We start from the raw sequence: 21792 nt of genomic DNA on the forward strand, positions 1-21792 counted from the left end.
CTAAAAATTTTTCGGGGGTGAATATATGTCAAAAATAAGAGTTTATGAATTGGCAAAAGAGTTAAGAGTTCCAAGTAAAGTTCTTATAAACGTATTAATGGATGAGTTCGGCGTTGAGGTTAAAAACCATATGAGCGTTATAGAAGATGAAGATGCTGCGTTAATAAAAGAACTTTTAGCAGGAAGTGAAGCAAACAGTGAATTGGTTGCTGAATATGAAGCTGAATTAGCTGAAGAAGTTAATAATGCTGCTAAGAAGAAAAAGAAAAGAAAAAAAGGTAGCGAAGATGATAACTTAGAACAAGACGTTGAAGTTATCGAAATCGGGAAGACTATAACAGTTAAAGAATTAGCTGAGAAATTAAACAAACCAGTTAATGATGTTATAAAAACTCTTATCTTCACAGGAGTAATGGCTGCTATAAACCAAGAAATAGATTTTGAAACAGCTGAAAAGGTTGCTGAAAAATATGAGGTTGCAGTTTATGAAAAAGAAGAAGAGAACACTTTAGAAGAGTTCGAAGAAGAAACTGATGTAGAAGAAGAAAACTTAGCTAAGAGACCACCTATCATAACAGTTATGGGTCACGTTGACCATGGTAAAACTTCATTACTTGATGCTATAAGAAAATCAAAGGTAACAAGTACAGAAGCTGGTGGAATAACTCAACATATAGGTGCTTACACTGTTGAAGTAAACGGAGAAACTTTAACATTCTTAGATACACCAGGACATGAAGCTTTCACAGCAATGAGAGCTAGAGGAGCTCAAATAACAGATGTAGTTATCTTAGTTGTTGCAGCTGATGACGGAATAATGCCACAAACAGTAGAAGCTATAAATCACTGTAAGGCAGCTAACGTTCCAATGATAGTTGCTATAAACAAAATGGATAGAGAAGGTGCTAATCCAGATAGAGTTAAACAAGAATTAACTGAGCATGGATTAGTTGTTGAAGACTGGGGTGGAGATATAATAGCAGTACCAGTTTCAGCTAAAACTAGAGAAAACATAGATACTCTATTAGAAATGGTTCTTTTAACTTCAGAAATGCAAGAATTAAAAGCAGATGCTGGAAGAAAAGCAAAAGGAACAGTTGTAGAGGCTAAATTAGATAAAGGTAGAGGGGCTGTAGCAACATTATTAGTTCAAAATGGTACTCTACACATGGGAGATTCAATCATAGTTGGTAGCACTTACGGAAGAATAAGAGCTATGTTTGATGATTCAGGTAAGAAGATAAAATCAGCTGGTCCATCAATTCCAGTTGAGGTTTTAGGTCTTTCAGAAGTACCAGCTGCTGGAGATAGATTCACAGTTGTTAAAGATGAAAAAACAGCTAGAAACATGGCTGAAGCTAGAAAAGAAAAAATAAGACAAGAAAGTTTCGCAACTTCACATAGAGTTTCATTAGAAGATTTATATAGCCAAATTAAAGAAGGTTCAGTTAAAGAGCTTTCAGTTATAGTTAAAGCAGACGTTCAAGGTTCTGTTGAAGCTATAAAAGCATCATTAGAAAAATTATCAACTGATGATGTAAAGGTAAGAGTTATACACGGAGCTGTTGGTGCTATATCAGAAACAGATATAACATTAGCTGCTGCATCTAACGCTATAGTAATAGGATTTAATGTTAGACCAGATAACAATGCCGTAGCAGCTTCAGAGAGAGATGGAGTTGAAGTTAAAACTTACAGAGTAATATACGACGCTATAGAAGATATTAAGTCAGCTATGATCGGTATGTTAGATCCAGAATACAAAGAAGTTGTATTAGGAACTGCTGAAATAAGAGCTACTTACAAAATTTCTAACGTTGGAACAATTGCTGGAGGATATGTATTAACTGGTAAATTAGTTAGAAATGCAGATGTAAGAGTTATAAGAGAAGGTATTGTAATATTTGAATCTAAGTTAGCATCATTAAAGAGATTTAAAGATGATGTAAAAGAAGTAAATGCTGGATACGAGTGTGGATTTAGTGTAGAAAAGTTCAATGACATTAAAGAAGGCGATATAATAGAAGCATATACTATGGAAGCTGTTCAAAGAAAAGAACTTTAATTTTATAAAGAGGTGATTTATATGGCTAACTTCAGAGGTAAAAGAATAAATGAAGAAGTAAGAAAAGAAGTAAGTGATATCATAAGAAATCAAATAAAAGACCCTAGACTAACAGCTATGGTAAGTGTAACTCAAGTTGAAGTTACTAAAGATTTAAGATACGCTAAAGTTTTTGTTAGCCTATTCGCTAAAAATGATGAAGAAAAAGAGGAAAGCTTAAAGGCTCTAAAAAGTTCAGCTGGCTTCATAAGAAGAGAAGTTGGAAACAGAGTTAAGCTAAGAAGTACTCCTGAAATATTATTTGAAGAAGATAATTCTATAGATAATGCAATGTATATTGAATCATTGCTAAACAAAATCAAGGAGAAATAAAAAATGAGATTTCATGATGTAATATCAATTATAAATAAAAGCAAAAAAATTGGTATAACATATCATGTATCTCCAGATGGTGATGCCTTAGGTAGTGTCTTAGCACTACTTCAAGGCATTAGAATTTATGGTAAAGAAGCTTATGTTATCTCTAAAGACCTAGTCTCAGATAACCTAAGCTTTCTGCCTTATGCTGAGGAAATAACTGGAGAAGTTATAAAGCCATCAGAAGATACTGATTGTGTTATAGTATTAGATTGTGGAAATGTTGAAAGAATTTCTGCAGATTTAATCGAATTCAAAGGAAATTTAGTTAATATGGATCATCATTTATCAAATGATAAATATGGTATTGTTAACTATGTAGATACAGAGGCTTCTGCAACAGCTGAAATAATATTTATGCTACTTAAGGAGCTAAAGATTGAAATTAATGAAAATATAGCTAAATGTCTATATACATCATTAATAACTGATACAGGTTCTTTTAGATACTCAAATTCTACTGAAAGAACTCATATAATAGCAGGGGAATTAGTTAATTATATAAAACATGATGAAATTCATAGAAATATATTTGATAATAAGCCTTTTGCTAAAATGAAACTAATGTCTTTAGTTTTAGGAGACATGGAGCTAGTTTGCAATAATAAAATAGTTCTTATGAGAATTACTAAAGAGATGATAGATTCTATTGGAGAAGAAGTTCAAAATAGTTCAGATGTTGTATCCTTAGGAAATCAAATAAAAGGTGTAGAAGGATGCATACTTCTTAAAGAGGTAGATGAGGGAGTAAAGGTTAGCTTAAGATCTAAAGATACATTAGATGTTAGAAAAATTGCAGAAAACTTTGGTGGCGGTGGTCATACAAAGGCTTCTGGAGCATTCATTAAAGGTGTAAGTATAGACGAAGCTAAAAATAAAATATTAGAAATACTTGCAAAAGAGATGGTGTAATATATGAATGGAGTAATTAACATATATAAAAATACGGGAATGACTTCATTTGATGTTGTAGCCATTGTAAGAAGAGTTGCAAAGATGAAAAAGGTAGGACATACAGGAACTTTAGATCCAGCGGCTTCTGGAGTTTTACCTGTATGCCTTGGAAAAGCTACAAAAATTATAGATTATATAATGGAAAATAAAAAAGTTTATAGAGTGAATTTAAAGCTTGGTATGGTTACTGACACATATGATTTAGAAGGAGAAGTTTTAAGAGAAGAGGATGCATCACATATAACAAAGGATGAAATATTAAATTGTATAAATTCCTTTTTAGGAACAATAGATCAAGTTCCACCAATGTATTCTGCTTTAAAACAAAATGGAGTAAGATTATATGAATTAGCACGTCAAGGAATAGAAGTTCACAGAGAAGCTAGAAAAATTACTATTTATTCTATTGAAAATATAAAAATAGAATCAAATGATAATATACAAATGGATGTTTGTTGTTCTAAGGGAACATATATAAGAAGCCTTTGCTATGATATTGGTGAAAAATTAAATGTTGGAGCAACAATGACTGCCTTAGAGAGAATACAAAATGGTACATTTACTAAAGAAGAAGCAATAAATATAGAAGATTTAACAGAAGAACTTTTAGAAAAACATATTATTTCCATTGAAAAGGCTTTAGATTCTTTTGAAAAAATCACAGTAAATGAGAAGTTTGGTAAGCTTTTAAGAAATGGTGTTAAAGTATTTGATAATAGAATGTATAGTGAAGAAGTTGAATTTAATAAACTATATAGAGTATATGAAGACAATGGAGTCTTTTTGGGATTAGGAAAAAGGGATGAAAAAGGATTTAAATTGGAGAAATTACTGATAGAGGAGTAGTCAATGATTTTAATAAATAATGATTTTAAGAGAGTGGTTCAAAAAAGCACCTATGTAGCTTTAGGGAGTTTTGATGGAATTCATAAAGGTCATTTAGCTTTAATAAACAAAAGTAATGAATTGTCTAGGAAGAACGATTCATTAAGTATGGTATATACATTTAAAAATCATCCAAGAAAATTTATAAACAAGGAAGGTGCACCAAAACTTTTAGTAACTTTACATGAAAAAATAAGAATTCTTGAAGACTTAAAAGTTGATTTAAGTAGTTTTGTTGAGTTTAATAAAAAGTTTATGGAACTAGAACCAGAAGAGTTTATAGAAAATCTTATAAAAAACTATAATGTACGAGGAATTGTTGTTGGATTTAACTATAGATTTGGCCATAAAAATAAAGGTGATGTTAAGTTACTTAAGGAATTATGTGATTTAAAGGGATTAGAACTTTACGTTATAGAGCCCTTTACATATAAATCAGAAGTAGTTAGTTCAACAAGAATAAGAAAAGCTTTATCAGAAGGAGAGCTAGAAGATGCTAATAATATGTTAGGTAGGTATTTCTCATTAAATGGTGAAGTGGTAAGTGGAAAGAAAATAGGTAGAACAATTAATTTTCCAACAGCAAATTTAAAGAATAATGATGAAATAATCCTTCCTAAGATAGGAGTTTATTATACTAATGTAGAAGTTAATGGAGAAATTTATAAAGGTATAACTTCAGTTGGGAATAATCCTACTGTAAATGGTAAGAATACTACAGTAGAGACTCACATACTAAATTTTGATGAAGATATATATGGAAAGCATATAAAACTTTACTTTATAAGTAAGATAAGAAATGAAAAAAAATTTAATTCTTTAGAAGAATTAAAAGAACAACTAATTAAGGATAAAAAATTCGCAGAAGAAAGTAACATAAAAATTTCTTTGTAATAAAGATTTACAAGAAAAGCGAGTTTTGATATAATCATATAGAACCTAACTCTAAGATTTAAGGGTAACCGTCTTTTTTCTTGGAACTAGGGGATAATTTTTCGGAGGTGTAACAATGGATAAAATAAGAAAACAAGAAATAATAGCTAAACATGCAAGACACGAAGGAGACACTGGTTCACCAGAAGTTCAAATCGCGTTATTAACAGAAAGAATAAACTCTTTAACTGATCACTTAAGAACACACAAAAAAGACCACCACTCAAGAAGAGGTCTTTTAATGATGGTTGGACAAAGAAGAGGTTTATTAAACTACTTATATGAGCAAGATATCGAAAGATACAGAGCTATAATCAAAGAATTAGGATTAAGAAGATAATTTAGTAGAGCGGGTTTTTTACCGCTCTATTATTTTAAAAATATTAATATTGTAAAAATTTAGTCTTTATATACCGAAAGGAGGTATTTATATGAATCATACCCATGAAACTATCATAGCAGGAAGACCGATGAAAGTTGAGTTCGGGAAATTAGGAATGCTTTCAGATGCTGCTATATTAATGAGTTATGGTGATACAGTAATATTAACAAATGTAAATGCATCAGAAAAACCAAGAGAGGGAATAGACTTTTTCCCACTAAGTGTTGAATACGAAGAGAGATTATATTCAGTTGGTAAAATACCAGGTGGATTTATAAAAAGAGAAGGAAAACCTTCAGAGAAAGCTATACTAAATGGTAGAGCTATAGACAGACCTTTAAGACCTTTATTCCCAAAAGGATATAGAAATGATGTTCAAGTAGTATGTACAGTTGTTTCAGTAGAAAATGATAACCTTCCTGAAATACTAGCTATAAATGCTGCCTCAATGGCATTATGTTTATCAAGCATACCTTTTACTACTCCAGTGGCTGCAGTTCAAGTAGGATTAATAGGAGAAGAATTCATACTAAACCCTACTTCAAAGGAAAGAGAAGAAAGTTCACTTCAATTAACTGTTTGCGCAACTAAGGAAAGAGTTATGATGATTGAAGCTGGTGGAGATGAAATCCCAGAAGATACAATGATTAATGCTATCAAATTTGGTTTTGATAAGTGTCAAGATATAATAAAATTCCAAGAAGAAGCTGTAAGTATGTTCGGTAAAGAGAAAAAAGTGCCAGAACTACATAAAGTACCAGAAGAAATAGAAGAAGCTGTAAGAGAATTTGCTTTTGATATGATTAGTGAGTCAATGCACATTACTGATAGAGATGAAAGAAATGCTGCAATGGACGAAGTTAAAGCTAAAATAAATGAAGAGTTCGAAGAAAAATATCCAGATAACATGTCTGATATTGGAGAAGCAGTTTATGATATGCAAAAAGAAGTCGTAAGACATATGCTTTTAAAAGAAGGAAAAAGACCTGATGGAAGAGCTTTTGATGAGGTAAGAAACATTGGTTGTGAAGTTGGATTACTTCCAAGAACTCATGGAACAGGATTATTTACAAGAGGACTTACTCAAGTAATGACTGTTGCAACTTTAGGATCAATAAGTGAAATTCAAATATTAGATGGTATTGGTGAAGAAGAATCTAAGAGATATATGCATCACTATAACTTCCCAGCATACAGTGTAGGAGAAGTTAGACCATTAAGAGGACCAGGTAGAAGAGAAATTGGTCATGGAGCTTTAGCTGAAAGAGCTTTAGAACCACTTATACCTTCAGAAGCTAAGTTCCCATACACAATAAGATTAGTATCAGAAGTATTAAGCTCAAATGGATCTACTTCACAGGCTTCAGTTTGTGGTAGTACATTAGCACTTTTAGATGCTGGGGTTCCAATAAAGAGACCAGCAGCAGGTATAGCTATGGGATTAATAACTTCAAAAGATTTAACTGAGGAAGAAGTTTTAACTGATATCCAAGGTTTAGAAGATTTCTTTGGAGATATGGACTTTAAAGTAGCTGGAACAGAAGAGGGAATAACTTCAATCCAAGTAGATACTAAAATAAAAGGTCTATCAGAAAAAGTTATACACGATGCTATATATGGAGCAAGAAAAGCAAGATTAATGATCTTAGATAAGATTAAAGAATGCATACCAGCTCCAAGAGAAGAAGTTTCAAAATATGCACCTAAAACATCAACTCTACAAATAGATCCTGAGAAAATCAGAGATGTAATTGGGGCTGGTGGAAAAGTTATAAACAAGATTATAGCTGACACTGGTGTTAAAATAGATATAAAAGAAGATGGATTAGTTTATGTTTCATCAGCTGAATCAGAAGGTGTTAAAGAAGCTGTTAAAATAATAGAAGGTTTAACTAAAGAGGTTAAAGCTGGAGAAATTTATTTAGGTAAAGTTACAAAAATTGCTCAATTTGGTGCCTTTGTTGAGGTATTACCTAATAAAGAAGGATTAGTTCATATTTCTAAGTTAGATAATAAGAGAGTAGAAAAAGTTGAGGATGTAGTATCTGTTGGAGATGAAATCTTAGTTAAGGTAACAGAAATAGATTCTCAAGGTAGAATAAATCTTTCAAGAAAAGATGCAATAAAAGAAGCTGAAGAAGAAAATAAACAGCAATAGTAAAAGGCAATTATTATTGCCTTTTTATTTTTTTTCTTATTCATAAAGCCTACCTCTTTTAATAAGAATTGACATATATTATTTATAATCAACATATTATTTATTGTTTTAATAAATAAGTGGAGGTATGTTTTATGAGTAATAATGTTAGATATTTAAGCGAAATAGAAAGATATGAAATTATAAACATAAATGATGGTGAAAAGTATAGCGGACTTATAAATAATGATGTTATTATAGATGAAGAAGGAAAGCTAAAATATTTAATAGTAAACTTAGGTGGTGGCAAGTTTAATCTTTTTAACTCAGATGAATACTTAGAAATCGAGTGGGAAAATGTAAAAAGAATAGGAGCTAAAACCATAATATTAGATGTAGATAGTGATATGATAAAAAAAACTAAGCTGTAGGAGTGTGGGGATTTTGAAAATAGTAGTACAAAAATTTGGTGGTACTTCTGTATCAACAAAAGAAAGAAGAACTATGGTTGTAGAAAAGGTAAAAGGGGCAATAAATAAAGGATATTTACCAGTGGTTGTTGTATCTGCTATGGGAAGAAAAGGAGAACCTTATGCAACTGATACACTTTTAGGATTAGTATCAGAAGAGTTTAAAAAAGAAAATAAATTAGCTACTGATTTACTTATGGGATGTGGAGAAATTATAAGCACTGTTGTCATGAGTGATGAATTAAGAGAGGCAGAAATAGAAGCAGTTCCTTTAACAGGAGGAAATGCAGGAATACTTACAGATGATAATTATTCAAGTGCTGATTTTATAGATATAAATCCTAAATTAATATTAGAAGTTCTTAAAGAAGGAAAAGTGCCTGTTGTTGCAGGATTCCAAGGAGTTGATAGAAATGGGTTCTTAACTACTTTAGGAAGAGGCGGAAGTGATACTACGGCAGCGGTTTTAGGAGTTGCATTAAAGGCTGAAGAAATTGAAATATATACAGATGTTGATGGAATAATGACTGCTGACCCAAGAATAGTTGGAGATGCTGAGCTTATAAATAAAATAAGCTACAATGAAGTATTCCAATTAGCAGATCAAGGGGCTAAGGTAATTCATCCAAGAGCTGTAGAAATAGCAATGAAAGGAAATGTAACCTTAGTAATAAAGAATACTATGAGTACTTGCATTGGTACAATGATAGATAGTCTAGGGGATGTAGATAATAATAAGTTCATAACTGGAATAACTCATCAAGGAAATAGAATTCAAGTTTCTATAAAATCTGATGACAATAAAGATAATATAAATTATAAGACTATTTTGGAAAGCCTTGCAAATAATAAAATAAGTTTAGACTTAATCAATATCTTCCCTAAAGAAAAAGTATTTACAATAGATGCAAGTGTTAAAGAATTATTTGAAGATATTATGAGAAAAAATAATTTAAAATATAGTTTAGTAGAAGATTTAAGCACTATAGCTATAGTTGGTTCAAGAATGAGAGGAATTCCAGGAGTTATGGCTAAAATAGTAGGTGCTTTAGACAATGAAAACATAGAAGTTTTACAAACAGCAGATTCACATATGACAATTTGGTGTCTTGTTGAAAGTAAAAATGTAAGAGAAGCTATAAAAGCACTTCATAGAGTCTTTATGAAATAATGTATATAAATTTCCTTTCTGTACAAAATAATTTTAGTACAGGAGGGATATATATGGAACATAACAAAGAAAATGAAAATAAAAGTATAGAAGAAATAAAAGAAATGGGAGCAGTTTTACCTGAGCATAAGAAAGAAGATTCTAATATACAGGTTTTAACAATAATAGGACAAATTGAAGGACATAGTGTTCAACCGCCACAAACTAAAACAACTAAGTATGAGCATATGATTCCTCAACTAATTGATATAGAACAAAATGATAGAATAAAAGGTATATTATTTGTTTTAAATACTGTTGGAGGGGATGTTGAAGCAGGGTTAGCAATTGCTGAGATGATAAGAAGCCTAAAAAAACCAACAGTATCCTTAGTTATTGGGGGAGGTCATTCCATAGGAGTTCCTCTAGCAACTGCATCCCAATATTCCTTTATTTCTCCATCAGCTACAATGATAATACATCCAATAAGAATGAATGGACTTGTAATAGGAGTTCCTCAAACATTTAAATATTTTAATAAAATGCAAGAGAGAATAAATGATTTTATAATAAGGACATCAGGAATCAAATTAGATGTACTAAAAAAGATGATGATGCAAACAGATGAACTTTTAAACGATATGGGAACAATATTAGTTGGAGAAGAAGCAGTTAAATGCGGATTAATAAACGAAGTTGGCGGTGTTAAGGAAGCCTTAGATAAGTTAAATAGCTTAATAGAAGCTTATAATGTAGAACCATAGTATATCTATGGTTCTATTTATGTAATATAAAAATATTTTGACAATTTATAGTCATTTATGTATATAATATTTTTTGGTACAAGTATTTTACCATTTTGAAATTAAAATAGGGTGAGGTGATTTAGTTTAGTATGGCTGGGGGAAAAAAGAAAACCGCAACTAAAACTCAAAAAAAGAAAAATCAAAGCCAAATTAAAGTTACAGAAGAAATATATGCCTTAATAGCAATATGTGTTTCTTTAATTGTTATGTTTAGTTTATATACTGATAAAGCAGGATATTTAAGTGTTATATCAAGAACTCTCTTAATAGGACTTTTTGGAATAGGAGCTTTTTTTATTCCGATTTACATAATATATTTATGTACAAAGCTTTTCTTATTTAAAAGAGAGGTGTTATTTTCAAGAATAGGATTAGGAATAACCATAGCACTTATAACTAGTGTTTTACTTATTCAGACTGTGAATATAAACGATTATTATGTTCAGGGAAGTATATGGGGATCTATAAAAACTATATGGCATTCTCAAAGTGAATGGCATGGAGGAGTAGTAGGATTTTTAATTGTATTACCATTATATAAATTAGTAGGTAAAATAGGACTTTTTGTTATTTTTGTAACCTTATATCTTATATCTTCAATGCTTATATTCGATTATAATCTAGTTTCAATAAGAAATTTCTTTGGAGGTTTTAAGGAAAAAGCTTCTAAGGTTAAATTTGTGGATAAAAAGTATGAAAAAGATGATTATATTAATTTGAAGAAAAAAGATGGTGCTTCTGAAGGAAATAAAGAGAGTAAAAAAGATGATATTTCAGAGGATAACAATAAGATAAAAATATTAGACTTTATGAAAAATTCTTCTTTAAATGATATAGAAGATAATAAGAAGGAAAAAGATAATCAATTAAAGGATAATATTAAGATAAATGATTTTAAACAAGAGTCTAAAATGCCTAGAGACTTAAGTTTAGATAATACCATAATAGAGCAAAGAGGATTCAACTCAGAAAAGGCTAAAGATGAAGAATCTATAGATAAAGAGATATCAAATAATATAGCTAGTAAAGGCTCAAATGTAGGAGCTAGTTATGTTGCTCCAAATGCAGATTTATTAAATTTAAATAATAATAATGAATTAGACAAAGATGATAAAAAGGCATTATTAGCTAATGCTGCTAAACTTGAAGAAACTCTTATGAGCTTTGGAGTAGAGGCGAAAATACTTCAAGTAACAAAAGGCCCATCTGTTACTAGATTTGAACTTCAACCTAAGGCTGGTATAAAGGTTAGTAAAATAGTTAATTTAGCTGATGATATAGCTTTAGGATTAGCAGCTAAAGGAGTTAGAATAGAGGCACCTATTCCAGGAAAATCTGCCATAGGAATAGAGGTTCCAAATAAAGAACAAACACCAGTTTTCTTTAGAGAGATTGTAGAATCTAAAGAATTTTTAGATAATAAATTTAAGGTAGCTTGTGCTTTAGGGAAAGACATAACAGGTAAGGCGGTTGTTACAGATTTAAGTAAGATGCCTCACGTTCTTATTGCAGGGGCAACTGGTTCTGGTAAAAGTGTATGTATAAACACATTAATAGTGAGTATATTATATAAGTATTCTCCAGATGAAGTTAAACTTTTAATGGTGGATCCAAAAGTTGTTGAATTAAATGTTTATAATGGAATTCCACACTTGTTAATCCCAGTAGTTACAGATCCTAAGAAGGCTGCTGCTGCATTAAACTGGGCTGTAAATGAAATGACTAGAAGATATAAACTTTTTGCAGATAATGGAGTAAGAAATATAGAATCATATAATGCTTTATATAACAAAGGAGAAGTTCCAGAGAAGCTTCCTTATATAGTTATTATAGTAGATGAGCTTGCAGACCTTATGATGGCTTGTCCTCATGATGTGGAAGATTATATTTGTAGACTTGCCCAAATGGCTAGAGCCGCAGGTATGCATTTAGTAATAGCTACTCAAAGGCCATCTGTAGATGTAATTACAGGGGTAATTAAGGCTAATATACCTTCTAGAATATCCTTTGCAGTTTCAAGCCAAATTGACTCTAGAACAATATTAGACTCAGCAGGAGCTGAAAAACTTTTAGGTAGGGGAGATATGTTGTTCTACCCAGTTGGAGAGTCTAAGCCTCAAAGAGTTCAAGGAGCCTTTATTTCAGAGGAGGAAGTTGAACATGTTGTATCCTTTATAAAAGAGTCACAAAGGGATGCTCAGTATGAAGAGGATATATTAGAACATATAAACTCAGCAACTATTGCTTCAGAGGGAAATGGTGATGGTGATAGAGATGAACTTTTAGATGAAGCTATAGAAATCGTAGTTGAAAGTGGTCAAGCCTCAGCATCATATTTACAAAGAAGATTAAGAATAGGATTTAATAGAGCGGCAAGAATAATAGAAGAGCTAGAAGAATGTGGTGTTATTTCTAGAAGAGATGGAAGTAAACCAAGACAAGTACTTCTTAGTAAAGATGAATTAGAAAATATGAAATAAAAACTTGTTTAATTTAAAAAAGAGTTTTAAAATAAGAAATATATATTTAAACGTAGGAGGAAGTAGATTTGGCGAAATATAAGGTAGGAATGGTGAGTTTAGGTTGTGATAAAAATAGAGTTGACTCAGAAATCATGCTTGGAATGGTTCAGAATGAGTACGAACTTACTAATAATCCAAAGGAAGCTGACATAATAATAGTAAATACTTGCGGATTTATAGAAAAGGCTAAACAAGAATCCATAAACACAATATTAGATATGGCAAAATATAAAACAAGTCACAACTGTAAGTTACTTATAGCTACAGGCTGCTTAACTCAAAGATATGGTGATGAATTATTAGAATTAATGCCTGAAATAGACATAATGTTAGGTGTTAATGATTATGCTAAAATAAATGAAGCCATAATGAACTTTATAAATGGAAATAATGAAAAAGTAAAAGCTACAAATTACAGTGATGTATCAATTAATGAAGGATTAAGACTTATAACAACTGATAAAGCTACTGCATACTTAAGAATTGCAGAAGGATGTGATAATTTCTGTACTTATTGCATTATTCCTAAAATCAGAGGTAAGTTTAGAAGTAGAGCTTTAGAAAGTATTGTAGAAGAAGCAAAAAAATTAGCTGAAAATGGAGTGAAAGAGTTAATATTAATAGCTCAAGACACTACTAATTATGGTATAGATATATATGGTGAAAAGAAACTTCACTTAGTTTTAAGAGAATTAGCTAAGATCGAAGGAATAGAGTGGATAAGAGTTCTTTATTGTTATCCAGAGGCTATATATGATGAACTTATAAAAGAGATCTCAGTAAATGATAAGGTATGTAATTATCTTGACTTACCTATACAACATATTAGTAATAATGTTTTAAAAAGAATGGGTAGAAAAACAACAAAAGAAGAGATAATAGGAAAAATTAATGACTTAAGAAAAAATGTTCCTAACATAGTTTTAAGAACTTCTTTAATAGTTGGTTTCCCAGGAGAATCTTGTGAAGATTTCAATGAATTAAAAGATTTTATAAAAACAATAAAATTAGATAAAGTTGGAGTATTTACTTACTCAAGAGAAGAAGGAACACCTGCTGCTATAATGGAAGATCAAATAGATGAAGAAGTTAAAAAAGCTAGGGAAGAAGAAATAATGTTACTTCAAAAAGAAGTATCAGAAGAAATTAATAAAAACAAAGTAGGTAGAGAATATGATGTTCTTATCGAAAAGTTTAATGGAGAATATTATATAGGAAGAAGCTATGAGATGGCTCCAGATATAGATGGATGTATTTATGTGAAAGGAAATGGAGCTAAAAAGGACCAGTTCTGTAAAGTTAAAATTGAAAAGGCCTTAGAATATGATTTGGTAGGAGTTGTATGCAATGAATCTTGCAAATAAATTAACTTTAATTAGAATAATTTTAGTGCCCATATTCTTAGTATTTATAGCTTACCAAGACTTACCTTATGGGAGTGTAATAGCAACACTTATATTCATAATAGCATCTGTTACAGATCAACTAGATGGATATATTGCAAGATCAAGAAATCAAGTAACTAACTTTGGTAAGTTTATGGACCCTTTGGCAGATAAGCTACTAGTTACAGCAGCACTTATATCTTTAGTTGAATTACAATTAGTTCCTGCATGGGCAGCTATTGTAATAATAGCTAGAGAGTTTGCTGTTTCAGGTTTAAGAACCATAGCTGCATCAGAGGGGTTAGTTATAGCTGCTAGCTGGTGGGGAAAAATTAAAACTGTAATACAAATAATTGCCATAGTGCTTTTATTATTACAAGTAAATATAATTAATTCACCAGGAATTAAGGAATTAGTTGCAGGCAGCAGCTTTTTAAGAAATTTCTTTATATATGTTCCAGATATATTCTTATATTTAGCTGTTGCAATAACAATAATTTCTGGAGTAGATTACTTTAGAAAAAATAAAAATGTTATAAATACTTATAAATAATGTTTTAAAAGTCAAAAAATAGTCAATTATTAAGACATGAGGTTCTTTTAAGAACTTCATGTTGATGTTGACTTTTTTTTTGTATATATTATAATAATAGTAGAACTTATGTTCGGTTATTTAAGGAGGTTACGTATGGCAAATATAGATAAAGATAAATTAAAAGCTATTGAGATGGCTATGGGTCAAATAGAGAAGCAATTTGGAAAGGGATCAGTAATGAAACTTGGAGAGCAAGGAGCTCCTCAAATGGATGCTGTTTCTACTGGATGCTTAGATCTTGATATAGCTTTAGGAATTGGTGGAGTACCAAAAGGAAGAATTATTGAGATATATGGACCAGAGAGTTCTGGTAAAACAACAGTGGCTTTACATGTAGTAGCAGAGGCACAAAAATTAGGTGGAGCAGCAGCGTATATAGATGCAGAGCATGCTTTAGATCCAGTTTATGCAAAAAGATTAGGTGTTAATATAGATGATTTAGTAGTTTCACAACCAGATACAGGAGAACAAGCTTTAGAAATAACAGAAGCTTTAGTTAGATCAGGAGCTATAGATGTTTTAGTTGTGGACTCAGTTGCCGCTTTAGTTCCAAGAGCAGAAATTGAAGGTGAAATGGGAGATTCTCACGTTGGTCTTCAAGCTAGATTAATGTCACAAGCCTTAAGAAAGTTAACAGGAACAATTAACAAATCAAACTGCGTAGTAATATTCATAAACCAATTAAGAGAAAAAGTTGGTATAATGTTTGGTAATCCAGAGACAACACCAGGTGGTAGAGCGTTAAAATTCTATGCTTCAGTTAGAATGGATATAAGAAGAATAGATTCAATAAAACAAGGTGACGGAATAACTGGTAATAGAACAAGAGTTAAAATAGTTAAGAATAAGGTTGCTCCTCCATTTAAGCAAGCTGAATTTGATATAATGTACAATGAAGGTATATCAAAAGAAGGTAATATAGTAGACGTTGGAGTAAAAGAAAATATAGTACAAAAGAGTGGAGCTTGGTTCTCATATGGAGATATAAGATTAGGCCAAGGTAGAGAAAATGCTAAACAATATTTAAAAGAGAATCCAGCAGTTGCTTTAGATATAGAAAATCAAATAAGAGAAAAATATTCTCTTCCTTTAGCTAAGGCTGTTGAATCAACAAGTGTAGAAGAAAATACAGAAGAGTCTGTTGAAAGCTAATAAAAAAGATAAGGATTTCCTTATCTTTTTTTTATAATTTTATCACTTCTTAATAATTTTAATGTATGAATTTAAAGTTTTATGAATATGTTAACATTAATAAAATTTTAAAGCTTTTTTAGAATATAAAAAACTAAAAAAAGCACAATATAACTAGTATTATAAGAGAATAATTTTAGCTTTTTAGCATACAATATACGCAAGGGGTAACCTTGACATAAGTTTAAAATTACTATACAATAATAACAAATACTGGTTTATCATATTCAAAAAATTACAGTGAGAATAGTATGACACCTTTCTACGCGAAGTGTTTTTATAGAGAGAATAAGCGAGGAGGTGTTTATATGGTAGTAGGAATACTTATAGGAATAATAATATTAGGGGTAGTAGGGTTTATTCAATACACTCTTATACAAAAAGCTTCAAAAAATAGGGTGGAAAGCTTAGAAAAAGAAGCTAGTTTAACACTTGAGGAGGCTAAAAGAGAAGCTGAATCAACAAAGAAAGAAGCCATATTAGAAGCTAAAGAAGAGGTGCACAAACTAAGAGCAGATCTTGATAAAGAAACTCGTGACAGAAGAAATGAGATTCAAAGGTTTGAAAGAAGACTTATCCAAAGGGAAGAGTCATTAGATAAAAAAGGTGAAATGCTTGAAAAAAGAGAAGATAGCATAAACAAAAAATCTATAGAGATTCAAGAACTTGAAGAACGTGTACAAAATTTATACGGTGAACAAAGAGCTGAACTTGAGAGAATTTCAAATCTTTCAAGTGAAGACGCAAGAACATTATTATTAGATGAAGTAAGAAGAGAAATAAAACATGAATCAGCTATGCTGATCAAAGAACTTGAGACTAAGGCCAAAGAAGAAGCTGATAAAAAATCAAGAGAAATAATTACTACTGCTATTCAAAGATGTGCAGCAGATCATGTTTCTGAAACTACAGTACATGTTGTTGCCCTACCTAATGATGAGATGAAAGGAAGAATCATTGGTAGAGAAGGTAGAAATATAAGAACTTTAGAAACATTAACAGGAGTTGACTTAATAATAGATGATACTCCAGAGGCTGTTATTCTTTCAAGCTTCGATCCAATAAGAAGAGAAGTTGCTAGAATAGCTTTAGAAAAATTAATTGTAGATGGAAGAATTCATCCAGCTAGAATTGAAGAAATGGTAGAAAGAGCTATTAAAGATGTAGAAAATGACATTAAGGAAGAGGGAGAACAAGCAACTTTCGAAACTGGTGTTCATGGATTACATCCAGAAATAATTAAGCTTCTAGGAAGACTAAAGTACAGAACAAGTTATGGTCAAAATGTTTTAAAACATTCAATAGAGGTTTCATATTTAGCAGGATTAATGGCATCTGAATTAGGTTTAGATGTAAATCTAGCTAGAAGAGCAGGTCTTTTACATGATATAGGTAAAGGGGTTGACCAAGAATATGAGGGTCCTCATGCTGTTATAGGTGGAGAACTTGCAAAGAAATATCATGAATCACCAGCTGTGGTAAATGCTATAGCAGCCCATCATGGTGATACAGAAATGCAAACTCTTGAAGCAGTACTTGTTCAAGCAGCAGATGCTATATCAGCAGCTAGACCTGGTGCAAGAAGAGAAACTTTAGAAGCTTATATTAAGAGATTAGAAAAATTAGAAGAAATAGCTACTTCATATGAAGGTGTAGAAAAGTCATATGCCATTCAAGCTGGAAGAGAAATTAGAATTATGGTTAAACCAGATCAAGTTGACGATGCAGGGGCAATTGAGATGGCGAGAAATATTGTTAAGAAGATAGAAGAACAATTAGAGTATCCAGGTCAAATCAAGATAAATGTAATAAGAGAAACCCGTGCAGTTGACTATGCTAAATAAATGAATATGTAAAATACATTTTGGTTACAAAATGTATTTTTTTAATTAACTCTACTGAATGATTTCAGTAGAGTTTTCTTATTATTTAAAATAAAAAATAAAAATATTTTATCTATTTAAGAAGGAATTAGAGAGTTTATATAGAATATTATTAGGTAAAGGAAAACGTTAACTATAAATGTAAACGTATCCTAAAAAGGTCTAGGAGGTTTATATAATGGAAGTATTAAAGGTATCAACTAAATCAAATCCTAATTCAGTAGCAGGCGCACTAGCAGCTATAATAAAAGAAAGAAATACTGTAGAGATACAAGCAGTAGGAGCTGGAGCTATAAATCAAGCTGTAAAGGCTATAGCCATAGCAAGAGGCTTTGTGGCTCCAAGTGGAAAAGATATAGTTTGTATTCCTGCATTCACAGACATCGAAATTGATGGTGAAGAAAGAACAGCTATAAAGCTTATAATACAACCAAGATAAAGTTTATAGAGGAACTAAATTTGGTAAATAAATAGATACTGCTATGAGTATTTTAACTTATAGCAGTATTTTTTATTGGTTTACTTTAAATAATAAAAATGATATATTGGAAGCGTAATAAAATAAATTTAAAGCAGTAAAGAGGGGATTAGATGATATTATCTAGAAAAGCACAAAATATAGGGGCATCACTAACTTTAGCCTTAACAGCTAAAGCAGGTGAATTAAAAAAAGAAGGAATAGATGTAGTAAGCTTTGGAGTAGGTGAGCCTGATTTTAATACACCTAAGAATATAATAGAAGCTGCCACTAGAGCTATGGAAGAAGGAAATACAAAATACACAGCCACATCTGGAATAGTAGAGTTAAAAGAGGTCATAGCAAAGAAATTACATGATGATAATGGACTTAACTATGGAACTAAAAATATAATTATTTCAACAGGAGCTAAACAATCTTTAGCTAATGTATTTATGGCGATTTTAAATCCAGGAGATGAGGTTATAATACCAGTACCATATTGGGTAAGTTATCCTGAGCTAGTTAAATTAAGTGATGGAGTTCCTGTTTTTATAGAAACAAAAAAAGAAAATGATTTTAAGGTTACTTATGACGAATTAAAATCAGTTTTAAGTAAAAATACAAAGGCAATAGTAATAAATTCACCAAATAATCCAACAGGAACAGTATATTCAAAAAAAGATTTAGAAGTTATTGCGAAATTTGCTGAGGAAAATGATCTTATAATAATTTCTGATGAAATATATGAAAAACTTATATATGGAAAAGAAGAGCATATAAGTATTGCTTCCTTAAGTGAAGATGCCTTCAAGAGAACAGTAGTTATAAATGGATTTTCTAAGGCTTATGCAATGACTGGATGGAGAATTGGATATGCAGCTTGTTATAATGAAGAGCTAATTAAGGTAATGAACAATGTTCAAAGTCATATGACATCAAATACAAATAGTATAGCTCAATTTGCTGCCTTAGAAGCCTTAAATGGAGATCAAGAAACTATAAAGAATATGGTTAAGGAATTTAGTTTAAGAAGAGAGCTTATGATAGAGCTTATAAGTGAAATTGAAGATCTTACTTTTATAGAGCCAAAGGGTGCCTTTTATGTAATGATTGATGTGTCTAAGGTTCTAAAAAAAGCTAATATAAAGGGTTCAATGGAATTTGCAAATCTATTACTAAAAGAGGAAAATGTTGTTGTAATACCTGGAATAGCTTTTGGGGAAGATAATTTTATAAGACTATCTTATGCTACATCTAAAGAGGAAATAATTAAGGGCTTAAAAAGAATAAAAGAATTTGTTAATAAACTTATGAATAGGGATTAATCTTTTCTTAAGTTGTTGAAATTTTCTAAAAAAATGAGTATAATTAAGAAGTTAGTATTATTAAATAACAAATAAAAGTAAAGAGGTGTTTATAATGGTAACTAAAGAAGTTATAGTTAAAAATTCAACAGGATTACATGCTAGACCAGCAACTTTACTAGTAAAAAAAGCTTCAGCTTTCAAATCAGACATAAGCTTAGAGTACAATGGAAAAAAAGCTAATGTTAAGAGCTTAATCGGAGTTTTATCATTAGGAGTTTCTAAAGATGCTAATGTTAAGGTTATCGCTAGTGGTGATGATGAAGCTTTAGCAGCTGAAGAAATAGCTAAGTTAATCGAAAATTTAGAAGAGTAATCTTCGTAAAAGGATTCCTAGTGGAATCCTTTTATTTTTATAAATTTATTCTAATAATTTTTTATAATTTTTCAAAAACTATAAATAAAATACGTACATTAAAGTCTAAGTTTTAGGAAATTTATGAGTAATAAAGGTAAAAATACGAATGATAGATAAAAAATAGATAAATTTATTTATAATAAACTTATCTTATGATATAATAAATTTAAATTATCATTTCTACTTTAGGAGGGTACAAAGTGAAAAATTTATATAGCACACCATTGAATTCAAGATATGCGTCAAAAGAGATGTCATATATTTTCTCAGATGATATGAAATTCTCAACATGGAGAAAATTATGGGTTGCTCTTGCAGAGGGTGAAAAAGAATTAGGATTAAATATAACTGACGAGCAAATAGAAGAGCTTAAAAGTCATATTTCAGATATAAATTACGAAGAAGCAATAAAAAAAGAAAAAGAAGTTAGACACGATGTTATGAGTCACGTTTATGCATATGGACTTCAATGTCCTTCAGCAAAAGGTATCATACATTTAGGAGCAACAAGCTGCTATGTTGGAGATAATACAGATGTAATAATAATGAGAGATGCATTATTATTAATAAAGAAAAAAATAGTTGCAGTTTTAAATAATTTAAAAAGATTTGCTTTAGAATATAAGGATATGCCTACTCTAGGATTTACTCATTTCCAACCAGCACAGCTTACTACTGTAGGTAAGAGAGCTACATTATGGATGCAAGATTTAGTAATGGATATGGAGAACATAGATTTTCTATTATCAACTTTAAAATTAAGAGGGGTAAAAGGAACTACTGGTACTCAAGCAAGCTTTATGAATCTTTTTGAAGGTGATGAAGAAAAGGTTAAGGCTTTAGATAAAATCGTTGCAGAAAAAATGGGATTTAAAAAGAGTTTTGGAGTTACAGGTCAAACTTATCCAAGAAAATTAGATTCTATAATTTTAAATACATTATCAGAAATTGCACAAAGTGCATATAAATTCTCAAATGACTTAAGATTACTTCAAAGTATGAAAGAAATAGAAGAACCATTTGAAAAAAATCAAATAGGATCATCAGCTATGGCATATAAGAGAAATCCTATGAGAAGTGAAAGAATGGGAGCATTAGCTAGATATGTTATAGTAGATGCATTAAATCCAGCGATTACGGCTTCAACTCAATGGTTTGAGAGAACATTAGATGATTCAGCTAATAAGAGAATTGCAGTAGCAGAAGCTTTCTTAGCTTTAGATGGAGTTTTAAATCTTTATATAAATATTGCTGAGAATATGGTAGTTTATGATAAAGTTATTGAAGCTCATGTAAATCAAGAATTACCTTTCATGGCAACTGAAAATATAATGATGGAATCAGTTAAAAAAGGCGGAGATAGACAAGAACTTCATGAAAGAATAAGAGTTCATTCTATGGATGCTGCTCAAAGAGTTAAAGGAGAAGGGCTTAATAATGATTTAATAGAAAGAATAATAAGTGATCCTTCATTTAATCTTTCTAAAGAAGAAATTATAGCTATAATAGATCCAGTTAAATTTGTTGGTAGAGCTCCAAGCCAAGTTGTAGAGTTTATTGATGAGTATGTAAACCCTATAATAGAAGCTAATAAGGATGCAGCTAGCTTAAGTAGTGATATAACAGTTTAATATAATTTAGAGCTATTAAAGATTTATCTTTAATAGCTCTTTTTTTATGAAAATAATTAAAAAACTCATAAATATTTTTATGAATTTTTTAATTGTTTTCATATAACTTTTGGCTTAAAAAAATTATAAAGATAAAAACAATATTTAACATTTATAATAAAGAATAAATTTTTATGTTATATTAAATTAATTTGTTAAAAATTT

The 21792-nt window shown here is 30.4% G+C and carries 19 protein-coding genes; all 19 read left to right on the forward strand.

All coding sequences use genetic code 11. The features are described from left to right. Positions 1-25: 25 nt before the first annotated feature. The 19 genes from infB to purB all read left to right on the forward strand — a co-directional run bounded on the left by infB (position 26) and on the right by purB (position 21588). Entirely contained in the window at positions 26-2065 is a 2040-nt protein-coding gene (gene infB / locus I6G60_RS06910; protein WP_003449445.1) for a translation initiation factor IF-2, read from the forward strand. A 21-nt stretch (positions 2066-2086) separates the two neighbouring features. Then, positions 2087-2437 carry a 30S ribosome-binding factor RbfA gene (rbfA, locus tag I6G60_RS06915; RefSeq protein ID WP_003449473.1) on the forward strand — a complete coding sequence of 117 codons (351 nt, stop codon included), beginning with the start codon at positions 2087-2089 and terminating at the stop codon, positions 2435-2437. Between the two features lie 3 nt (positions 2438-2440). Then, positions 2441-3394, forward strand: coding sequence for a DHH family phosphoesterase (locus I6G60_RS06920; protein WP_003459795.1), 954 nt, complete (start codon positions 2441-2443; stop codon positions 3392-3394). Between the two features lie 3 nt (positions 3395-3397). Further along, positions 3398-4282: a tRNA pseudouridine(55) synthase TruB gene (gene truB / locus I6G60_RS06925; RefSeq protein WP_003459755.1), complete on the forward strand. Its 885-nt coding sequence runs from the start codon at positions 3398-3400 to the stop codon at positions 4280-4282. A 3-nt stretch (positions 4283-4285) separates the two neighbouring features. After that, complete coding sequence (locus tag I6G60_RS06930) at positions 4286-5215, forward strand: bifunctional riboflavin kinase/FAD synthetase (protein ID WP_003459763.1); 930 nt, start codon at positions 4286-4288, stop codon at positions 5213-5215. A 115-nt stretch (positions 5216-5330) separates the two neighbouring features. Next, a complete protein-coding gene (gene rpsO / locus I6G60_RS06935; RefSeq protein ID WP_003449423.1) occupies positions 5331-5594 on the forward strand; it encodes a 30S ribosomal protein S15 in 264 nt (87 codons plus the stop codon). A gap of 91 nt (positions 5595-5685) precedes the next feature. Beyond that, entirely contained in the window at positions 5686-7794 is a 2109-nt protein-coding gene (locus I6G60_RS06940; RefSeq protein WP_003459742.1) for a polyribonucleotide nucleotidyltransferase, read from the forward strand. 134 nt (positions 7795-7928) lie between these two features. Beyond that, on the forward strand, positions 7929-8204 hold the full coding sequence (locus I6G60_RS06945) for a YlmC/YmxH family sporulation protein (RefSeq protein WP_003459765.1): 276 nt from the start codon (positions 7929-7931) through the stop codon (positions 8202-8204). A 13-nt stretch (positions 8205-8217) separates the two neighbouring features. Then, positions 8218-9414, forward strand: coding sequence for an aspartate kinase (gene dapG / locus I6G60_RS06950; protein WP_003459758.1), 1197 nt, complete (start codon positions 8218-8220; stop codon positions 9412-9414). A 53-nt stretch (positions 9415-9467) separates the two neighbouring features. Next, complete coding sequence (locus I6G60_RS06955) at positions 9468-10157, forward strand: ClpP family protease (protein WP_057231703.1); 690 nt, start codon at positions 9468-9470, stop codon at positions 10155-10157. 131 nt (positions 10158-10288) lie between these two features. Next, a complete protein-coding gene (locus I6G60_RS06960) occupies positions 10289-12679 on the forward strand; it encodes an FtsK/SpoIIIE family DNA translocase (protein ID WP_003459775.1) in 2391 nt (796 codons plus the stop codon). Positions 12680-12747: 68 nt separating this feature from the next. Beyond that, the gene (gene rimO, locus I6G60_RS06965) at positions 12748-14085 is read left to right on the forward strand and encodes a 30S ribosomal protein S12 methylthiotransferase RimO (protein WP_003459746.1); all 1338 of its coding nucleotides are present in this window, start codon (positions 12748-12750) and stop codon (positions 14083-14085) included. Further along, positions 14069-14659, forward strand: a complete 591-nt coding sequence (gene pgsA / locus I6G60_RS06970; RefSeq protein ID WP_003469140.1) for a CDP-diacylglycerol--glycerol-3-phosphate 3-phosphatidyltransferase — start codon at positions 14069-14071, stop codon at positions 14657-14659. The genes rimO and pgsA overlap by 17 nt, the downstream gene beginning before the upstream one ends. A 135-nt stretch (positions 14660-14794) precedes the next feature. Next, entirely contained in the window at positions 14795-15853 is a 1059-nt protein-coding gene (gene recA / locus I6G60_RS06975) for a recombinase RecA (protein WP_003459804.1), read from the forward strand. 347 nt (positions 15854-16200) lie between these two features. Further along, positions 16201-17736 (forward strand): ribonuclease Y, encoded by a 1536-nt coding sequence (gene rny / locus I6G60_RS06980; protein ID WP_003459753.1) that lies wholly within the window; start codon positions 16201-16203, stop codon positions 17734-17736. A 217-nt stretch (positions 17737-17953) separates the two neighbouring features. Beyond that, positions 17954-18214: a stage V sporulation protein S gene (locus tag I6G60_RS06985; protein WP_003459803.1), complete on the forward strand. Its 261-nt coding sequence runs from the start codon at positions 17954-17956 to the stop codon at positions 18212-18214. 152 nt (positions 18215-18366) lie between these two features. Continuing rightward, positions 18367-19560: a pyridoxal phosphate-dependent aminotransferase gene (locus tag I6G60_RS06990; RefSeq protein WP_003459805.1), complete on the forward strand. Its 1194-nt coding sequence runs from the start codon at positions 18367-18369 to the stop codon at positions 19558-19560. A gap of 94 nt (positions 19561-19654) precedes the next feature. Further along, entirely contained in the window at positions 19655-19915 is a 261-nt protein-coding gene (locus I6G60_RS06995; protein ID WP_003459789.1) for an HPr family phosphocarrier protein, read from the forward strand. A gap of 242 nt (positions 19916-20157) precedes the next feature. Then, positions 20158-21588 carry an adenylosuccinate lyase gene (gene purB / locus I6G60_RS07000; RefSeq protein ID WP_197925669.1) on the forward strand — a complete coding sequence of 477 codons (1431 nt, stop codon included), beginning with the start codon at positions 20158-20160 and terminating at the stop codon, positions 21586-21588. Positions 21589-21792 lie beyond the last annotated feature (204 nt).

The sequence above is a fragment of the Clostridium perfringens genome (assembly GCF_016027375.1).
Taxonomy (GTDB): domain Bacteria; phylum Bacillota; class Clostridia; order Clostridiales; family Clostridiaceae; genus Sarcina; species Sarcina perfringens.

What these genes read in the sequence shown, in the direction of transcription:
- rbfA (WP_003449473.1), top strand. Translation starts at nt 2,087, where the DNA reads ATGGCTAACTTCAGAGGTAAAAGAATAAATGAAGAAGTAAGAAAAGAA.
- I6G60_RS06985 (WP_003459803.1), top strand. Translation starts at nt 17,954, where the DNA reads ATGGAAGTATTAAAGGTATCAACTAAATCAAATCCTAATTCAGTAGCA.
- infB (WP_003449445.1), top strand. Translation starts at nt 26, where the DNA reads ATGTCAAAAATAAGAGTTTATGAATTGGCAAAAGAGTTAAGAGTTCCA.
- truB (WP_003459755.1), top strand. Translation starts at nt 3,398, where the DNA reads ATGAATGGAGTAATTAACATATATAAAAATACGGGAATGACTTCATTT.
- I6G60_RS06960 (WP_003459775.1), top strand. Translation starts at nt 10,289, where the DNA reads ATGGCTGGGGGAAAAAAGAAAACCGCAACTAAAACTCAAAAAAAGAAA.
- rpsO (WP_003449423.1), top strand. Translation starts at nt 5,331, where the DNA reads ATGGATAAAATAAGAAAACAAGAAATAATAGCTAAACATGCAAGACAC.
- recA (WP_003459804.1), top strand. Translation starts at nt 14,795, where the DNA reads ATGGCAAATATAGATAAAGATAAATTAAAAGCTATTGAGATGGCTATG.
- pgsA (WP_003469140.1), top strand. Translation starts at nt 14,069, where the DNA reads ATGAATCTTGCAAATAAATTAACTTTAATTAGAATAATTTTAGTGCCC.
- rny (WP_003459753.1), top strand. Translation starts at nt 16,201, where the DNA reads ATGGTAGTAGGAATACTTATAGGAATAATAATATTAGGGGTAGTAGGG.
- I6G60_RS06955 (WP_057231703.1), top strand. Translation starts at nt 9,468, where the DNA reads ATGGAACATAACAAAGAAAATGAAAATAAAAGTATAGAAGAAATAAAA.
- I6G60_RS06930 (WP_003459763.1), top strand. Translation starts at nt 4,286, where the DNA reads ATGATTTTAATAAATAATGATTTTAAGAGAGTGGTTCAAAAAAGCACC.
- I6G60_RS06945 (WP_003459765.1), top strand. Translation starts at nt 7,929, where the DNA reads ATGAGTAATAATGTTAGATATTTAAGCGAAATAGAAAGATATGAAATT.
- I6G60_RS06940 (WP_003459742.1), top strand. Translation starts at nt 5,686, where the DNA reads ATGAATCATACCCATGAAACTATCATAGCAGGAAGACCGATGAAAGTT.
- I6G60_RS06990 (WP_003459805.1), top strand. Translation starts at nt 18,367, where the DNA reads ATGATATTATCTAGAAAAGCACAAAATATAGGGGCATCACTAACTTTA.
- I6G60_RS06920 (WP_003459795.1), top strand. Translation starts at nt 2,441, where the DNA reads ATGAGATTTCATGATGTAATATCAATTATAAATAAAAGCAAAAAAATT.
- I6G60_RS06995 (WP_003459789.1), top strand. Translation starts at nt 19,655, where the DNA reads ATGGTAACTAAAGAAGTTATAGTTAAAAATTCAACAGGATTACATGCT.